The following is a 14,953-nucleotide window of genomic DNA, read 5'->3' on the forward strand; positions in this document are numbered from 1 at the left end:
AGGATGCCGATGATGGCGACGACGATCATCAGCTCGATGAGCGTGAAGCCGGACTGCTGTTTCTTCATGGTTTCGCTCCGTAATTGGGTTGGAAACGGTTGACGAACGGCCGTCACGTGGAGGGCGCTGTGCGTCCACCGTGCACGGGCTCCGCGAGCCGCGTGCCCGCGGGCCGATGCTCGCACTTGGCAAACTGCAAGAGACAGGCCAGCTCGCCCCCCGTTGGTCGCGCGCGGCAAGGCGTTGTATTTGTGGGGGCGGGCCGTAGGGGTGTGACGGGGTTCCCACTGTGCGGGGGATGGTGTTCGGGCGTGTTTCGCCGACGAACGGCGGAAAGTGACAATTTGCGTCACTTACAGGTCGGTGAACGTCTTGGCCGGCGGTCGGGCGGCCTGTTGTGCAGGTGTCGGGCGGTTGCTGTTCCTTCAGTCTGCTGTGGTGGTGGTTCGCCTGGCGGTGAGGGCTGGGGGCCTGTCTGGCGTGTATTGCCGGGCTGCCGTCACGATGTGTCAAGGGAAACCGGTGCCGCCGGCGGACGTGGAACGAGAGGCTTCATGTGAATTGCGAAGCACGTCACGTGCCGGGTTGTTGGGTCTGGTGGTTGGGGTTGGGACTGGCGGCGCCGGGGTCGCTGCGGGTGCCGATGGGCAGTGGATTGGGCGCGGAGACCTGGGCAAGTATTCCGACGTGTTGGCACGGACGGCGCAGTTGCAGGGTCGCCCGGGGGTGGCGGCGGAGGCGCTGGCGCGGTGGCGGGCGCTGCGGCCGGATGGGCCGGAACCCACCGGCAGGTCGCGCTCGGATGGTGTTGGGACGGTGTCGGAGTGACGGGGAAGTCGCGGCAGGAATGCCGCTCCCACGGGGTGCTGGTGCGGCTGTGGGAGCGGCCTCCGGCAGTGTTTGCTCGCTTGAGCGGCGGCGATGGACGGGCCGATGCGGCGTTGCCGGTGCGGGCGGTCAGTCTTTGGGCGCAGGGTGCTCGCGCAGCCAGGCTTGTAGGTCCGCCGGGGTGTTGAAGTCGAACAGGGCCTCGGACAGCTCGCCGCGCTGGGCGCTGGTGAGGGCGGTGATGCGCTCCCCCAGGCCGGCTGGGACTTGGTCGAATCGGCGTTTGACCAGACGCAGGAGCATGCTGGTTTCTGCACGCTGTGCGCCTTCTTCGCGGCCTTCTTCGCGGCCTTCTTTCTGTCCTTCTTCGCGGCCTTCGGCGAAGACCTCCTGGTAGAAGCGGGTCTGCTTGAGGTCGGTATCGGGGAGGTGGAGCATGGTCTTGATCTCCTCGCGGGTGAGCGTCGGAAACTTGTCTACCAGGCGTAGAAGTCCGGCTTGGATTGGAACTGCGCCTCGACGAAGATCACCGGTGCGTCACTCGTCCCTTGCGCGGGTACCGGCAAGCCGTCGAGCCGGAGGGCCGTCTGCTTGACCTCGACTGCGCTCAGACCATAGCCGGCGTTTTGGTCGTAGGGCAGGCCGGTGAGCTCGAAGACCGTCGCCGGGCGCTCTTGGAAGAGGCGGTAGAAGAGGGCGTCCGTGTGCCTGTGCGCGCTCGATGGGCCATGTCGAGCGCGCATTTTGGCACAGCGTCGTCATGCCGTGTTCCGCGGCGTTGTGGGAGCGGCCTCTGGCCGCGATGCGTTCGGCAGCGCCCCGGTGCTGCATCGTCGCGGCAGGGATGCCGCTCCCACGGTGCCAAGCCTCAGGGTAACAGCACGTCCGCCAGCTTGAATAGGGTGCCGAGCATGGAGCACACAGTCCAGCAGGCAGCAGGTCGTTGCGCTGGCTGTAGGGGCCGACGAGGCGCCGCAGCGCTGTCCCTGCCCGGGGGCGGTGCGGCGCCTTGGCAGCGCTGTCAGCCGGTCTGTTGGTCCTTGCGCGTTGCATCGTTGTCTTGGGCGGCGGCGATGCGCTCGACCTCGGCGAGGTCGAGGCCGAGCAGCTCGGCGACCCGGGATGCATCGAGCTGGCTGAGCAGTTGGCGGACGACGTGCTGTTGGGTCTTGGCTGCGCCGCGGGCCGCGCCGTCCTGGTAGCCCAGTTGATAGGACGGATACGCAGGGGCCGGATGAATCCGGTCGACGAGGCAGATCTGACGGAGGATTTGGCGGCGCTGGACGATCTGCGGCGGGCTGAACTGTGACGCTGGTCGTTCGGAGACAATCGCCCTTGGCTTGGAGATTGGCGCCAACCTGGTCTTGATGGATGAGCGCGAGGGTCGCCATCGGGCACAACGCATGGGTTTGCGTGTCATGGAGCGGTGCTGACGGTCTCGTGCACCCTGCCGTTACAGCCTCGGCACGATGAAACCGGCTTGAATGAAGTGCTGATCGAAAGCAAGCGCGGTCGTCAATTTCCTTTGACGCATCACGACAAAGGAAACGGAGTCGACTAGTCCCCACTGCTTGTCGGTGTGGCGCCGGTAGAGATCGAGCCCCGATTGGAACAGTTCGGGCGTGAGGTCCACAACGGTCACGCCTGACGAATCACGCAAATCGTCGATGATGAGTACAGCAGCGTCACGATCTATCCTCGACAGGGCGTTGCCGATTTCCAGCAGCACTGCGTCGGTGACCACGATGGGTTGGCCATCGTGCTTCTGTGAGAGGGCGACTGCTTCCGCGTGATGCTGATCATTCTCGTTGACCAGGGCGAGGATTTAGCCGGTGTCGACGAAAACGGACTCAGGCATCCCTGTCGCCGAGGAGGTAGGCGTCATGATTCGTCGAAAGATCCGACGGCCCTTGCGTTGTCACGCGTCGCAGCCGCGCAAAGATCGTGTCTTCGGCATCGGCGCACTGGGGCTCGGCATCGATCAGGACGACGCGTACTGTCTTGCCGTCCAAAAGGCGGCGATGCTCAGGCGGGATGTCGAGAATGCCGTCGTGGCAAACGGCCTGAAATTCGATTGAGCTCATCGTTCTGGATCACCTGTTCCCGAGAGACTCTTGCGAAGTTTGTCACAGACGTCATGTGCGAAGGGACTTGCAAGCACGCACTTGTCGCCCCTTTGAGCATGATACTTGGCAAGACCGAATCCCAGTGCGACCTCATTGCTGCCCGGCACCATAGCGATCGCCCGCGGCGGCGACAAGCGCCTTGGAGTCGTGATTGCACGGGCGGCGCGCGCCTGTCCAGCTGTGGGAGCGGCCTCTGGCCGCGATGACTCCGGCAGCGCCGGTGGTACATCGTCGCGGCAGGGATGCCGCTCTCACGGGGGGCGGGTGCGGCTGTGGGAGCGGCCTCCGGCCGCGACCTGGGCTGGCTGCGGCGCTCGCGGCAGAGGGATGCCGCTCCCACGGGGGGCGGCGTATCAGGGGATCAGCAAGTCCGCGAGCTTGAGCACGCCGCCGGGGACGGCGAGGTCGCCGGGCTGCCGTCGGGTCGTGTCGCTGGCTGTTGCGGTGCAGCCGCGCCGCGTGGCTGTCCCTGCCGGGGCGGTGCGGCGCCTTGGCAGCGCTGTCAGTCGGGCTGTTGGTCCTCGCGCGCGGCATCGCCGTCTTGCGCGGCGGCGATGCGCTCGACCTCGGCGAGGTCGAGGCCGAGCAGCTCGGCAACCCTGGATGCATCGAGCTGGGCGAGCAGTTGGCGCACGACGTGCTGTTGGGTCTTGGCTGCGCCGCGGGCCTCGCCGTCCTCGTAGCCCAGTTGATAGGACGGAAGCCGTTTGACATCGACTTGGGTCAGCATCTTTTCTGCCTCTTTGACTTGGGCCTGGAGATTCCGGTTCTCGGAGAGGATCTCCAGCATGGCCATGTATTCCCGGAAGCGCTTGTCGTTGTCGGCGAGCAGCTCCTTGAGCCGTCTGACAATATAGTGCACCACCTGCGCGGGGGCGCGCTCGCCGAAGTCGCACAGCACCGCCAGCACCAGGGCGTCGGGGTTGTCCTGCACCAGGAGCCCGGCACAGTTGATCTGGTGCATGTCCACGAGTTGATAGTGATAGTCGAGCAGCTTCGGCTCCGTGATGCCGTCGGGCATGGTCAGGCTGTCGCTGCCGATGTAGAGCAGGCACTGGCGCATGGGGCCCGCGTGGCCGGCGAGGCGGATATCGGTGTAGTAGCGCAGCATGCGCAGCGGCATGTCGGCATCGTTGTTGTTGCTGATTTCGGTATGCAGCAGAAATTCATTGCCGTTCGCTCCGCGCATGCGGGCGACGAGGTCGGCGCGGCGGTCTTCGACCCGCTGGTTCTGCGTCTCCAGCAGCTCGACGGCCTCGCCGTCGATGCGGAGCAGCTGCTGAGCCAGATCGGTGGTCAGGCGCTTGAGGGTGGCGCGGCTGATGATGTCTTTGGCGGTCATGGCGGCGTCTGGGCCAGCGTGCGGCGAATCCTTGTCGTGTACGGCGAGTCTACAGCATAGCCGCCTGGGCGCTTGCGCGTACCGGGGAAGCTGCGTTGCGCAGGACGGCCGTCAACGTGGTGCTGCATCGTGGCGGTATGGATGCCGCTGCCACTGTGCCAAGCGCGAGGGGAGCAGCAAGTCCGCCACCTTGAATAAGGAACCGAGCGCGGCAAGGCCGCCGAGCAGCCCACGAGTCTGGCCAGCTATCCTCGCTGCTCACGCCGCCGACGCGGCATCGCGCCGCGTCGGCGGCGAGCGGGCTGGAAAGCCGGCGGTCCCAGTGCGCCGCGCCGGACTCAGTGCCGCGGCTGTTCCGGCGTGCTTGGTGGTTGTCCGTCGCCATCGGCGAAGACCTCCTCGAGGCTGCCGGCGTGGTTGAGGCGTGTGCCCCAGCGCAGGAGCTGCTCGGCGTCGGCCTGCTCGAGTCGCTCGATCAGTGCCGCCGGCAGCGGGGCGAAGCGTTGCTCGAGCTGAGTCCGCAAGAGGCGGCTCAGACCGCGTCGCTCGCCCCGGCGCTCGCCGCGGCGCTCGCCGCGGCGCTCGCCGCGTCGCTCAACATAACTGAGGTAGGGCATCTTCAATTGCTCCTCGATCTGGAACACGGCATCAGTCTATTGCAGCTCCAGATCCTCCGGCAGGCGCATCAGCCAGTCCAGGAACCGGTAGAGATCAATAATGGTCTGCCGCGGCAGGCCGCGCTCGTAGAGCCGGCGGGTGAGGTGCAGCTTGCGCGCAAAGCGTGCCTGGGCATCGCCGCGGGTGGCTTGATTGGCCAGATGGGCAAGCACGACGGTGGCGAAGACGTTGTCGCTGGCCACCAGCGCCGCCTCGCGTCCGGCGTAGTCGAGCAGCTTGACGCTGTCGAGCAGCTCAACGCCGCGGCTGAAGTCGATCTCAGCCGCGGCGGCAGGGAAGAACAGGGCCATGAAGTCCGGGAAGTGGCCTTCCAAGATGTCCTTCCATGGGCTGTCATAGTCATCAGCCATAGGCGGCTCAAACAGCAAGGATGCAAGGGAGAGGTTTGCCGGTCGCACTGCATGCACGGTGCGCGCCTGTCCAGCTGTGGGAGCGGCCTCCGGCCGCGATGACTCCGGCACCGCCGGCGCATTGTCGCGGCAGGGATGCCGCTCCCACGGTGCCAAGGGTCAGGGGCGCAGCAGGTCGGCGAGCTTCAACACCTGACGCAGAGCACCGCAAGGTTGCCCAGCAGGCAGCAGGTCGTTGCGCTGGCTGTAGAGGCGACGATGCGCCGCAGTGCTGTCCCTGCCCGGGGGCGGTGCGGCGCCTTGGCAGCGCTGTCAGTCGGGCGGTTGGTCCTCGCGCGTTGCATCGTTGTCTTGAGCGGCGGCGATGCGCTCGACCTCGGCGATGTGGAGGCCGAGCAGCTCGGCGACCCGGGATGCATCGAGCTGGCTGAGCAGTTGGCGGACGACGTGGCGTTGGTTCCTGGCTGCGCCGCGGGCCGCGCCGTCCTGTTAGCCCAGTTGATAGGACGGATACGCAGGGGCCGGATGAATCCGGCGCAACTTGGGGCTGTCGCCGGGCGCGGCGCGTCAGGGGCTGGTTGAGGTTCAGGGGCCGATGAGTAGGTCCGCGAGCTTGAACACGGCGCCGAGCACGGCGAGGCCACCGAGCAGCCAGCGGGTTTGTGCCGCCATGGCCTGGTGCAGGTTGACCTCGACCTGCTTGATCTGGAGCTCGACGCCTTTGAGCTGCTCTTGGAGGCGGGCTTCGACCTCTCGGATCTGGAGCTCGACGCCTTTGATCTGCTCTTGGAGGCGGGCTTCGACCTCTCGGATCTGGAGCTCGACTTCTTTGATCTCCTTCTGCAGGCGGCCCTCCACTTCTTTGATGTCCTTCTGCAGGCGGCCCTCCACTTCTTTGATTTCCTTTTGCAGGCGCAGCTCGGACTCGCGCACGTGGCCTTGCGTGGCGAGGTCGTTGAGCTGCCGGAAGCGGGCGTCGAGCGCGTCGTAGGCATCGGCGATGATGCGCGCCCGTTTCTTGTCGTCGGTGGTTTCGGTGAGCTTGGCGTAGAGGTCGAGGGCGACGCTCATGGTCGTACGCTTCGGTTCGGCGTCAGTGACGGGGCATCATAGCATCCTGTCGGTGCTGCGGTTTTCGGGCGGTTTACCGGGCGTCGAGCGCTGCATTCGAGCGCTGTGTCGCGGCGGGGACTTGGCCCACACGGGTCGCCCTGGCGTCTGTGGGAGCGGCCTCTGGCCGCGATGACACTGGCATCACCGCGGGTGCATTGCCGCGGCAGGGATGCCGCTCCCGCGGTGCCAAGCGTCAGGGGAACAGCAGGTCGGCACGCTTGAATACGGTGCCGAGGATGGAGCACACAGCCCAGCAGGCAGCAGTTCGTTGCGCTGGCTGTAGGGGCCCGACGAGGCGCCGCAGCGCTGTCCCTGCCGGGGTCGGTGCGGCGCCTTGGCAGCGCTGTCAGTCGGGCTGTTGGTCCTCGCGCGCGGCATCGCCGTCTTGCGCGGCGGCCATGCGCTCGACCTCGGCGAGGTCGAGGCCGAGCAGCTCGGCAACCCTGGATGCATCGAGCTGGGCGAGCAGTTGGCGCACGACGTGCTGTTGGGTCTTGGCTGCGCCGCGGGCCTCGCCGCGGGCCTCGCCGCGGGCCTCGCCGCGGGCTTCGCCGTCCTCGTAGCCCAGTTGATAGGACGGAAGCCGTTTGACATCGACTTGGGTCAGCATCTTTTCTGCCTCTGCTGGGAGCGGCATCCTTGCGGCGATGGTGCTCGCGACGACGACACGGCATCGTCAAGGCAAGGGTACCGCTCCCGGGCGGTGTGGTGCTGTCGCGCGACTAGTCGCGGCGTGTTTGCCGGGCAAGCTCACGCGTGCGCCCCGCTGCCTCGATTAAAGCTGGCGGTACCTTCTCGTGCAAGGTGTTGAGCCAAGCCGTGCTGTCGGCGCTGTCGATGGTGGGGATTGCGAGATCGAGCAGGATGTCGAAGTCGTCGATCTGCTCCATGATGGCTCGGCTCGTCGCCGCGACCTCTGGGCCGAAGCGCTTGTGGATGAGGCCGACCAGCATGTTGCAGCTCGAGTGCAGCTCTTCGAGGCGGGCGCGGCGCGCGGTCGTTTCCGGGTCCGGCTGCTCGCGCAGCCCGAAGAAGCGATCCGGCGTGGCTGTGTATTCGTGCTGGAGCAGTGCCAGGGAAGTGATGCCGATGCCGTGCTCGCGGATGGTGGCGCGCAGTTGCTCCAGTTGCTTGCGCTGCCACGCGTTTTCATCCGGATGTGCAATCGCGTCCGCCGGCGTTGTCAGCACATCGGTTCCGTCGCGCTCGCACAGCTCGATGGCCACCTGGTCGATCCGGAACGGGTCTTGTGGGTCGATCCAGAAGAAGAATCGATAGCGGTAGTCGATATCCCATGACGGCTCCCAGTCGCCGGCGAGCGAGCCCATGTCCCCGGCATGCGTCGGCTGGGTGAGGTACTGCAGCCAACTCAGCAGGTCCAGGCGCAGCCCATAGTCCTGCCAGGGGCGCAGGTACGCTGCCGTGGCAATGAAGCCTCGGACCCTTTGCAACAGGGGGTCGGACTGTGGCGGGATCTCGAAGGGGCGCTCGGCCATGGCCGCATCGAGAGCGAAGCGCACATGGGCATCCGGCGGCTGCCGGCGCCCCTGCACGTCGAGTCCGCGCCAGCGCTCACGCTGCGCTTCGTCTGACGCGCGCTGCAGCAGGAACAGGAAGGCGCCGATTGCGAAATGCGGCGGTAGGCGCGCGTGCAGGTTGCCGAGCTGCTCGCGCAGCAGTCGGTCGAGCCATTCGACGGGCAGGCGATTGCTGTGCTGGTGCAGGCGGCCTTGGAACAACACATATTCCTCAAGCGCATTTTCCGGCGTACCGTCGCCCCATTTGTAGAATCGCATGGCGAGGGACAGCATTCCGGTGTCCGGTGCAATGACGTAGTAGTCGTACCAGGCGCGTGTTGACATGGCAGTGACGCTGAAGTGTTGCGAGTGGCGCCGTCGTGGCTGTGGAGCGGCTTTCGGCCGGTGCGCTGCGCCGGTGGCGCCGCCAGGTCTGTCGCGGCAGGGATGCCCTCTCACAGGACGCGCCAGCGGCTGTGGGAGCGGCCTCTGCAGCGTTTGATCCATTGACCGGCGGCGATGGACGGGCCGATGCGGCGTTGCCGGTGCGGGCAGTCAGTCTTTGGGCGCAGGGTGCTCGCGCAGCCAGGCTTTTGGGTCTGCCGGGGTGCTGCCGAGGTGCGGGACCTCGGACGGCTCGCCGCGCTGGGTGCTGGTGAAGGCGGTATCGTGCTCGCTCTTGCTGTCGGCGCTGTGCATGCCAAGCTCGTGTTCGGGTGACTCGGCTTGCGTGATGCGCGCGGTCACCTGCGCCAAGCGCGCCTCCATTGCCGCGAAGGCGTCGGCGATGATCCGCGCGCGGGTGTCGTCGTCCTTGGCTTCGGTGAGCTGTATGTAGACTTGGAGGGCGATGCTCATTTGGGGCTCCTGGAGTAGCGGTTGCGAAGCACGGCGGTAAGTGTAGAAGGGCGTTGTCGCGGCAGGTATGCCGCTTTCACGGCGACCGTTGAGGGTCAGGCAATCAGCAGGTCCGCCAACTTGAACACGGCGCCGAGCACGGCGAGGCCGCCGAGCAGCCAACGGGTTTGTGCCGCCATGGCCTTGTGCAGATTGACCTCCACCTGCTTGATCTGGAGCTCGACGCCTTTGATTTTCTCCTCGAGGCGGGCTTCCACCTCTCGGATCTGAAGCTCGACGGCCTTGATGTCCTGCTGCAGCCGCGCCTCGACTTCTTTGATGTCCTTCTGCAGGCGCGCTTCGACCTCTCGGATCTGGAGCTCGACGGCTTTGATGTCCTGCTGCAGGCGCGCCTCTACCTCTCGGATCTGGAGCTCGACGGCCTTGATGTCCTGCTGCAGGCGCGCTTCGACTTCTTTGATGTCCTGCTGCAGGCGCGCCTCGACTTCTTTGATTTCCTTCTGCAATCGCAGCTCTGATTCGCGCACGTGGCCCTGCGTGGCGAGGTCGTTGAGCTGCCCAAAGCGGGCGTCGAGCGCGTCGAAGGCGTCGGCGATGAGGCGGGCACGTTCCCTGTCATCCGAGGTTTCGGTGAGCTTGGCGTAGAGGTCGAGGGCGGCGCTCATGGTCGTACGCTTCGGTTCGGCGTCAGTGGCGGTGCATCATAGCATCCTGTCGGCGCAGCAGTTTTCGGCCGGTTTGCCATGCGTCGAGCACGCGGGCAGGCGGCCTGTCGCGGCAGGAATGCCGCTCCCAGGCGGCGCCGGTGCCGCTGTGGGAGCGGCCTCTGGCCGCGACCTGGGCCGGGCTGTGGCGGTCGCGGCCGGAATGCCGCTCCCACCGGCGCATGGGGCCTTGCAGCGAGCCTGACCCTGCCCGTCACGCCTCCAGCAGCACCACCTCGCCGCCGCGCAGCTGGTAGCGCTCGCCGGTATGGGGGCAGGTGGCCTCTGCGGCGCCGGTGAGGGGCAAGTTGAGCTGCTCGCCGAAGCGGCTCATCCAGCCGGCGTGGCGGGCGGGCACGCCCAGCACCAGGGCGAAGTTCGGTACATCCCGCGTGACCACGGCGCCGGCGCCGACGAAGGCATGCCGGCCGATGGTGACGCCGCAGACGATGGTGCAGTTGGCGCCGAGGGTGGCGCCGCGGCGGACCAGGGTGTCGCGGTACTCGTCCTTGCGGCTGATGGCTGCGCGGGGGTTGTAGACGTTGGTGAAGACCATGCTCGGGCCGCAGAAGACATCGTCTTCCAGCGAGACGTTGTCATACACCGAGACGTTGTTTTGGATCCTGACGTTGCTGCCGATACGCACGCGGTTGCCGACGTAGACGTTCTGCCCGAGGCTGCATCCGGCACCGATGACGGCGCCGGCGCAGACGTGCACCCAGTGCCAGATGCGGGTGCCGGCGCCGATGGCGGCGCCCGCGTCGATGATGGCGGTGGGATGGGCGGTGTAGGGGGCGTCCGTCATGGCCTGGGCAGTGCTTGGTACCGATCGCGCGTTTGCGGATGGCCGGGCACCTCATGATACGCGTCTGTGGGAGCGGCATCCTTGCTGCGACGGCAACGGCAGGCTGTGCTGCGGCGGCGGCGTGGCCGGTGGCCGCTGCCACGCAGGCACTCAATACTCCAGCGGCAGTGATACCTTGCGGCCATCCCGGGCGGACAGATAGGCAGCGATGAGCAGCTCCAGGGAGCGCAGCCCCTCGCGACCGTCGGTGGCGGCGTCCGCCTGGCCCTTGAGGGTGGCGATGACGTTTTCGTAGTAGGGCAGGTGGCCCTGGCCGTAGACGGACTGGGTCTGGTAGTTGGCCTGCTCCACCAGCTCATCGTCCGGGTCGCTGTCTGCAAAGGCCCAGTGGTCGAAGCGGTTGACGGCGACGCCACCCAGGCGGGCGGTGCCCTTCTCGCCGAGCAGGGTGATGGAGCCTTCCAGGTTCTTGGGATAGGTCAGCATGGTGACGGCCATGGTGCCGAGCGCACCGGAGCGCCATTCCAGGTTCATGACGGCGGTATCCTCCACCTCGATGCGGCGGGCGAGGGTGCCGGTCATGGCCTGCACGCTCTTCACCGGGCCCACCAGCCAGTCCAGCAGGTCCACGTAGTGGCTCGCCTGGTTCATGAGCGCGCCGCCGTCGAACTCCCAGGTGCCGCGCCAGCTGCTGCTGTCGTAATAATCCTGCGGGCGGGTCCAGAAGACATTCACCTGCACCAGGTAGAGCCGCCCGAAGCGCCCCTTGCGCACGGTGCGCCGCAGCAGCTCCAGCGTCGGGTTGTGCCGGTTCTGCTTGACCACGAACAGCCGGCGGTCGGCGCCGTCGAAGGCGGCCACCATGCGCTTGCCGTCCTGCCAGTGGGTGGCCATGGGCTTTTCGGTGATCACATGGCGGCCGGCCTCGGCGCAGCGGATGGCCTCGGTGGGATGCAGGCCGCTCGGGGTGCAGAGCGCGATGACGTCGGCATCGGAGTGATCCAGCACATCGCTCAGCTCCCGGTAGGTCTCCGCGCCGGTTGCCTGCGCGACGCGGGCGCGGGCGTCGGCGTCGGTATCGCACACGGCCACCAGCTCCATGTGCTCGGCATGGTGGCGGGCGGCGTCGATGTGTCGCTGCGCGATCCGCCCACAGCCGACGATGGCAAGCCTGATCTTACGCTGCTCCGGGATGATGGGGACCACGGCCGGCTCCTGTGCGTCTTGGGAGGGCTGCCGATCAGAGAATACGTGTACTCACCGATCAGTTTCCCCTTAGTGTTGCACAGGTGAGAAGCTTTCCGGGGTGCGGCATCCAAGGTCCGGGAAGCGGTGCACGAAACAGGTCCGAAAATCACGGGAACAAATTACGGGGATTATTTGGGGGGACGGTGTATTGATCTCACTAATAACGGGGACGGTATATCGATCTCCGGGATGGTGTGTAGCAATAACGGGGACGGTATATTGATCTCCGGGATGGTGTGTAGCAGAGTTAGATATACCGTCCCCCGATTCAGTCCCCCGATTCGGTCCCCCGATTCGGCGTACCCCGATTCGGTGTGGAGGTAAGTTAAATACACTGTCCCCTTACTCTGGTGCTGGTGCGGGTCATTAAGGTGGCGAAGCACCAGGACGCTCGCTGGCGCATGGGAGCTTGCGGCAGATCGCTTCGAGGGTGCACGACGGTGGTTTGCTCTTGGGCATACCCGGACACGGTCTTCCACCGTGCAGACAGTGCGCCCTCACGGACGTACGGGCGCCGACTGTCGGTCGGCGAGGCCCGCGGCGGCAGTGCGATGCCCAGGGCACGCACCCCGCAGGCTTCCGGTATCCGACGACTCCGCTCGGCATTATCGGCTGTGAGGATGCTGACTATTGGTCTGGGGCTCTTGTGGTACGGGCAGGGCGGCTATAGTCTGCTGCGATGCACAAATCCGGCGCCGCGCAGGCGCTCGGGGCCGGTTGCGGCGCGTACCCACGCACAGAGACCGGATAAACTCACCGGTCTCCGACGGCCGCCGGCGGCAAAACCAACAGCCTGCGGCGCGGTCACACCATCTGGAGACGGCGGCGGCAACCGTCGCCGCACTGCTGAGGACACAATGACAACGAGCCGACCCGTTTTCCTGGAGCTGTGGCACATCCGCCTGCCGATTCCGGCGGTGGTGTCCATCCTGCACCGCATCAGCGGCGTGCTGATGGTGCTGTCCATTCCCGTCTTCGCCTGGCTCTTCGCACAGGCGCTGGCGAGCCCGGCAGGCTTCGCGGCGTCCGCGGCCTTCCTGACGCATCCACTGGTGCAGCTGGGGCTGTTGGTGATGGCCTGGGCGCTGCTGCATCACCTGATCGCCGGTATCCGCTATCTGGTCATCGATCTCGGCATCGGCGTGGACCGACCCACCGCGCGCAGCACGGCCTGGACGGCGCTGACGGCGGCACTGGCGCTGACGGTGGTCGTGGCCGGGGGGATGCTGCTGTGAGCCGCCGCGCCTCCGGACTCAAGGCCTGGTTCCTGCAGCGGGCCACGGCTGTCTACCTCGGCCTCTTCGGCGTCTATCTGGCGCTCTATTTCATGCTTGCGACCCCGGCGGGCCACGCCGAGCTGGTGGCCTGGGTGGCGAGCCCCTGGGTGGCACTCGGGCTGCTCTTGTTCATCCCCATCCTGCTGGCGCACGCCTGGGTGGGCATCCGCGACGTGCTCATGGACTACATGAAGCCCATTGCGCTCAGGGCGACGGCCATGACGCTGGTGGGCTTCGTGTTCCTGGCCGCCGGGCTCTGGGCGGCGCAGGCCGTCATCGCCGCCCGCGCATTCCAATAACCACGGCTGGAGGTCCGCATGCCCATCCCTCATCGCAAGTTCGACGCATTGATCATCGGTGCCGGCGGCGCTGGACTCAACGCCGCGCTGCGCCTGGCCAGCGCCGACCTGCGCGTGGCCGTGGTGTCCAAGGTGTTTCCAACCCGCTCCCATACCGTCGCGGCCCAGGGGGGTGTCAATGCGGCGCTCGCCAATGTGCTGCCGGACGACTGGCACTGGCACATGTTCGACACCGTCAAGGGCTCGGACTACCTGGGCGACCAGGACGCCATCGAGTACATGTGCCGCGAGGCCATCCCGACGGTGTACGAGCTGGAGCACGCGGGCGTGCCCTTCTCGCGCATCGACGACGGGCGCATCTACCAGCGCGCCTTCGGCGGGCAGAGCCAGAACTTCGGCGGCGACCAGGCGGCACGCACCTGTGCCGCGGCGGACCGCACCGGCCACGCCATTCTGCACACGCTGTATCAGCAGAACGTCCGTGCCCGCACGCACTTCTTCGACGAATACTTCGCCATCGACCTGATCCGGGACGAGGAGGGCGCTATCCTGGGCGCCCTGGTGCTGGAAATCGAGACCGGCGAGACCCTGATCATCGAGGCCAAGGCCACGCTGCTCGCCACCGGCGGCCACGGCCAGGTGTTCCGCACCACCACCAATGCCTTCATCAACACCGGCGACGGCATGGCCATGGCGCTGCGCGCCGGCGTGCCGCTGATGGACATGGAGTTCTATCAGTTCCACCCCACCGGCGTCGCCGGCAAGGGCATGCTCATCACCGAGGGCGCCCGCGGCGAGGGCGGCTATCTGATCAACGGCGACGGCGAGCGCTTCATGGAGCGCTATGCCCCGCGGGCGCTGGACCTGGCCAGCCGCGACGTGGTGGCCCGCTCCATGGTGACCGAGATCCGGGAGGGCCGCGGCGCCGGGCCGGACAAGGATCACGTGATGCTGCGCCTGGATCACCTGGGCGCCGACGTGGTGCACCGCCGGCTGCCCGGCATCACGGACATCTGCCGCGTGTTCCTCGGCATCGACCCCGCGGAGCAGCCCATTCCGGTGTTCCCGACGGCGCACTACGCCATGGGCGGCATCCCGACGGACCGCTACGCGCGGGTGGTGGCGCCGGCAAGGCACGGGCCGGAGGAGATCGTCCCGGGGCTCTACGCCGCCGGCGAATGCGCCTGCGTCTCGGTGCACGGCGCCAACCGGCTCGGCGGCAACTCGCTGCTGGACATCCTGGTGTTCGGCCGCGCCGCCGGCACGGACATTCTGGACTACGTCGCCGAGAACCCGAACCACCGGCCCATGCGCGAGGCCGACATCGAGCCCGCGCTGACGCGCCTCGGCCGCTGGGACCGCACCGGCGAGGGCGAGTCCGTGGCGGCCGTGAAGGCCGATTTGCGCAAGCTCATGGAGGACCACTGCGGGGTCTTCCGCGACGACGCCACCATGGCCGAGGGCGTGGAGAAGCTGAAAGCCCTGCGCGAGCGTGTTGAGCATGTGCGCCTGAAGGACCAGAGCCGCACCTTCAACACCGCCCGCATCGAGGCCCTGGAGCTCGACAACCTGGTGGACGTGGGTATGGCGACCCTGATGTCGGCCTACCACCGCCAGGAGAGCCGCGGCGCCCACTCACGGGTGGACTACCCGGAGCGCGACGACGAGCAGTGGATGAAGCACAGCCTCTACGCCCGCGACGGCGACAGCATGGACTACAAGCCCGTGCGCACCAAGCCGCTGACGGTGGAGAGCTTTCCGCCGAAGGCGAGGGTCTATTGAGGACAGGGCCGAGGGCGGAGGGGTGA

At 66.9% G+C, this 14,953-nt stretch carries 20 protein-coding genes; 4 read left to right on the top strand and 16 right to left on the bottom strand.

Annotated elements, in window-relative coordinates:
• From QZ607_RS09180 to QZ607_RS09220, 9 genes are all read right to left on the bottom strand, one after another.
• A partial coding sequence (locus QZ607_RS09180; RefSeq protein ID WP_295882264.1) for a prepilin-type N-terminal cleavage/methylation domain-containing protein occupies positions 1 to 68 on the bottom strand: 68 nt, incomplete at its 3' end.
• An 889-nt stretch (positions 69 to 957) separates the two neighbouring features.
• Positions 958 to 1,266 (bottom strand): DUF4351 domain-containing protein, encoded by a 309-nt coding sequence (locus QZ607_RS09185; protein ID WP_295882082.1) that lies wholly within the window; start codon positions 1,264 to 1,266, stop codon positions 958 to 960.
• A 38-nt stretch (positions 1,267 to 1,304) separates the two neighbouring features.
• Complete coding sequence (locus QZ607_RS09190) at positions 1,305 to 1,571, bottom strand: DUF2887 domain-containing protein (protein WP_295882084.1); 267 nt, start codon at positions 1,569 to 1,571, stop codon at positions 1,305 to 1,307.
• A gap of 278 nt (positions 1,572 to 1,849) precedes the next feature.
• Complete coding sequence (locus QZ607_RS09195) at positions 1,850 to 2,185, bottom strand: hypothetical protein (protein ID WP_295882086.1); 336 nt, start codon at positions 2,183 to 2,185, stop codon at positions 1,850 to 1,852.
• 96 nt (positions 2,186 to 2,281) lie between these two features.
• Entirely contained in the window at positions 2,282 to 2,653 is a 372-nt protein-coding gene (locus tag QZ607_RS09200; protein WP_367268177.1) for a type II toxin-antitoxin system VapC family toxin, read from the bottom strand.
• A 25-nt stretch (positions 2,654 to 2,678) separates the two neighbouring features.
• On the bottom strand, positions 2,679 to 2,912 hold the full coding sequence (locus QZ607_RS09205) for a hypothetical protein (protein WP_295882087.1): 234 nt from the start codon (positions 2,910 to 2,912) through the stop codon (positions 2,679 to 2,681).
• Between the two features lie 544 nt (positions 2,913 to 3,456).
• The gene (locus tag QZ607_RS09210; RefSeq protein WP_295882089.1) at positions 3,457 to 4,296 is read right to left on the bottom strand and encodes a hypothetical protein; all 840 of its coding nucleotides are present in this window, start codon (positions 4,294 to 4,296) and stop codon (positions 3,457 to 3,459) included.
• Between the two features lie 338 nt (positions 4,297 to 4,634).
• Entirely contained in the window at positions 4,635 to 4,940 is a 306-nt protein-coding gene (locus QZ607_RS09215) for a transposase (RefSeq protein ID WP_295882090.1), read from the bottom strand.
• A 9-nt stretch (positions 4,941 to 4,949) separates the two neighbouring features.
• Positions 4,950 to 5,324, bottom strand: coding sequence for a hypothetical protein (locus QZ607_RS09220; protein WP_295882092.1), 375 nt, complete (start codon positions 5,322 to 5,324; stop codon positions 4,950 to 4,952).
• A gap of 300 nt (positions 5,325 to 5,624) precedes the next feature.
• Between QZ607_RS09220 and QZ607_RS09225 the strand changes: the two genes are divergently transcribed.
• A complete protein-coding gene (locus QZ607_RS09225) occupies positions 5,625 to 5,906 on the top strand; it encodes a hypothetical protein (protein ID WP_295882093.1) in 282 nt (93 codons plus the stop codon).
• A 3-nt stretch (positions 5,907 to 5,909) separates the two neighbouring features.
• Here the strand turns inward: QZ607_RS09225 and QZ607_RS09230 are convergent, their stop codons facing one another.
• From QZ607_RS09230 to QZ607_RS09260, 7 genes are all read right to left on the bottom strand, one after another.
• Positions 5,910 to 6,395 carry a DUF1640 domain-containing protein gene (locus tag QZ607_RS09230; RefSeq protein ID WP_295882094.1) on the bottom strand — a complete coding sequence of 162 codons (486 nt, stop codon included), beginning with the start codon at positions 6,393 to 6,395 and terminating at the stop codon, positions 5,910 to 5,912.
• Between the two features lie 388 nt (positions 6,396 to 6,783).
• A complete protein-coding gene (locus tag QZ607_RS09235) occupies positions 6,784 to 7,047 on the bottom strand; it encodes a hypothetical protein (protein WP_295882095.1) in 264 nt (87 codons plus the stop codon).
• 112 nt (positions 7,048 to 7,159) lie between these two features.
• Positions 7,160 to 8,299, bottom strand: a complete 1,140-nt coding sequence (locus QZ607_RS09240; protein WP_295882096.1) for a hypothetical protein — start codon at positions 8,297 to 8,299, stop codon at positions 7,160 to 7,162.
• A 210-nt stretch (positions 8,300 to 8,509) separates the two neighbouring features.
• Positions 8,510 to 8,812 (bottom strand): hypothetical protein, encoded by a 303-nt coding sequence (locus QZ607_RS09245; protein ID WP_295882098.1) that lies wholly within the window; start codon positions 8,810 to 8,812, stop codon positions 8,510 to 8,512.
• A gap of 95 nt (positions 8,813 to 8,907) precedes the next feature.
• Positions 8,908 to 9,477 (bottom strand): DUF1640 domain-containing protein, encoded by a 570-nt coding sequence (locus QZ607_RS09250; RefSeq protein ID WP_295882100.1) that lies wholly within the window; start codon positions 9,475 to 9,477, stop codon positions 8,908 to 8,910.
• A 253-nt stretch (positions 9,478 to 9,730) separates the two neighbouring features.
• Positions 9,731 to 10,321 (bottom strand): acyltransferase, encoded by a 591-nt coding sequence (locus QZ607_RS09255; RefSeq protein ID WP_295882102.1) that lies wholly within the window; start codon positions 10,319 to 10,321, stop codon positions 9,731 to 9,733.
• Positions 10,322 to 10,471: 150 nt separating this feature from the next.
• Positions 10,472 to 11,527, bottom strand: a complete 1,056-nt coding sequence (locus QZ607_RS09260; protein WP_295882104.1) for a Gfo/Idh/MocA family oxidoreductase — start codon at positions 11,525 to 11,527, stop codon at positions 10,472 to 10,474.
• 899 nt (positions 11,528 to 12,426) lie between these two features.
• On the opposite strand from QZ607_RS09260, the gene sdhC reads away from it, so the two are divergent.
• The 3 genes from sdhC to sdhA are packed head-to-tail and all read left to right on the top strand — an operon-like array spanning position 12,427 to position 14,927.
• Positions 12,427 to 12,804, top strand: coding sequence for a succinate dehydrogenase, cytochrome b556 subunit (sdhC, locus tag QZ607_RS09265; protein ID WP_295882105.1), 378 nt, complete (start codon positions 12,427 to 12,429; stop codon positions 12,802 to 12,804).
• Positions 12,801 to 13,145 carry a succinate dehydrogenase, hydrophobic membrane anchor protein gene (gene sdhD / locus QZ607_RS09270; RefSeq protein ID WP_295882106.1) on the top strand — a complete coding sequence of 115 codons (345 nt, stop codon included), beginning with the start codon at positions 12,801 to 12,803 and terminating at the stop codon, positions 13,143 to 13,145. Before sdhC ends, sdhD begins: the two co-directional genes overlap by 4 nt.
• 18 nt (positions 13,146 to 13,163) lie before the next feature.
• A complete protein-coding gene (sdhA, locus tag QZ607_RS09275; protein ID WP_295882108.1) occupies positions 13,164 to 14,927 on the top strand; it encodes a succinate dehydrogenase flavoprotein subunit in 1,764 nt (587 codons plus the stop codon).
• Positions 14,928 to 14,953: the final 26 nt, after the last annotated feature.

This window comes from uncultured Thiohalocapsa sp. (assembly GCF_913063425.1).
GTDB lineage: Bacteria > Pseudomonadota > Gammaproteobacteria > Chromatiales > Chromatiaceae > Thiohalocapsa.

Bases quoted from the DNA above. Each gene is read 5' to 3' on its own strand.
- QZ607_RS09240 (WP_295882096.1), bottom strand. From the start codon at position 8,299: ATGTCAACACGCGCCTGGTACGACTACTACGTCATTGCACCGGACACC.
- QZ607_RS09190 (WP_295882084.1), bottom strand. From the start codon at position 1,571: ATGCGCGCTCGACATGGCCCATCGAGCGCGCACAGGCACACGGACGCC.
- QZ607_RS09245 (WP_295882098.1), bottom strand. From the start codon at position 8,812: ATGAGCATCGCCCTCCAAGTCTACATACAGCTCACCGAAGCCAAGGAC.
- QZ607_RS09230 (WP_295882094.1), bottom strand. From the start codon at position 6,395: ATGAGCGTCGCCCTCGACCTCTACGCCAAGCTCACCGAAACCACCGAC.
- QZ607_RS09185 (WP_295882082.1), bottom strand. From the start codon at position 1,266: ATGCTCCACCTCCCCGATACCGACCTCAAGCAGACCCGCTTCTACCAG.
- sdhA (WP_295882108.1), top strand. From the start codon at position 13,164: ATGCCCATCCCTCATCGCAAGTTCGACGCATTGATCATCGGTGCCGGC.
- QZ607_RS09255 (WP_295882102.1), bottom strand. From the start codon at position 10,321: ATGACGGACGCCCCCTACACCGCCCATCCCACCGCCATCATCGACGCG.
- sdhC (WP_295882105.1), top strand. From the start codon at position 12,427: ATGACAACGAGCCGACCCGTTTTCCTGGAGCTGTGGCACATCCGCCTG.
- QZ607_RS09205 (WP_295882087.1), bottom strand. From the start codon at position 2,912: ATGAGCTCAATCGAATTTCAGGCCGTTTGCCACGACGGCATTCTCGAC.
- QZ607_RS09235 (WP_295882095.1), bottom strand. From the start codon at position 7,047: ATGCTGACCCAAGTCGATGTCAAACGGCTTCCGTCCTATCAACTGGGC.
- QZ607_RS09220 (WP_295882092.1), bottom strand. From the start codon at position 5,324: ATGGCTGATGACTATGACAGCCCATGGAAGGACATCTTGGAAGGCCAC.
- QZ607_RS09210 (WP_295882089.1), bottom strand. From the start codon at position 4,296: ATGACCGCCAAAGACATCATCAGCCGCGCCACCCTCAAGCGCCTGACC.
- QZ607_RS09250 (WP_295882100.1), bottom strand. From the start codon at position 9,477: ATGAGCGCCGCCCTCGACCTCTACGCCAAGCTCACCGAAACCTCGGAT.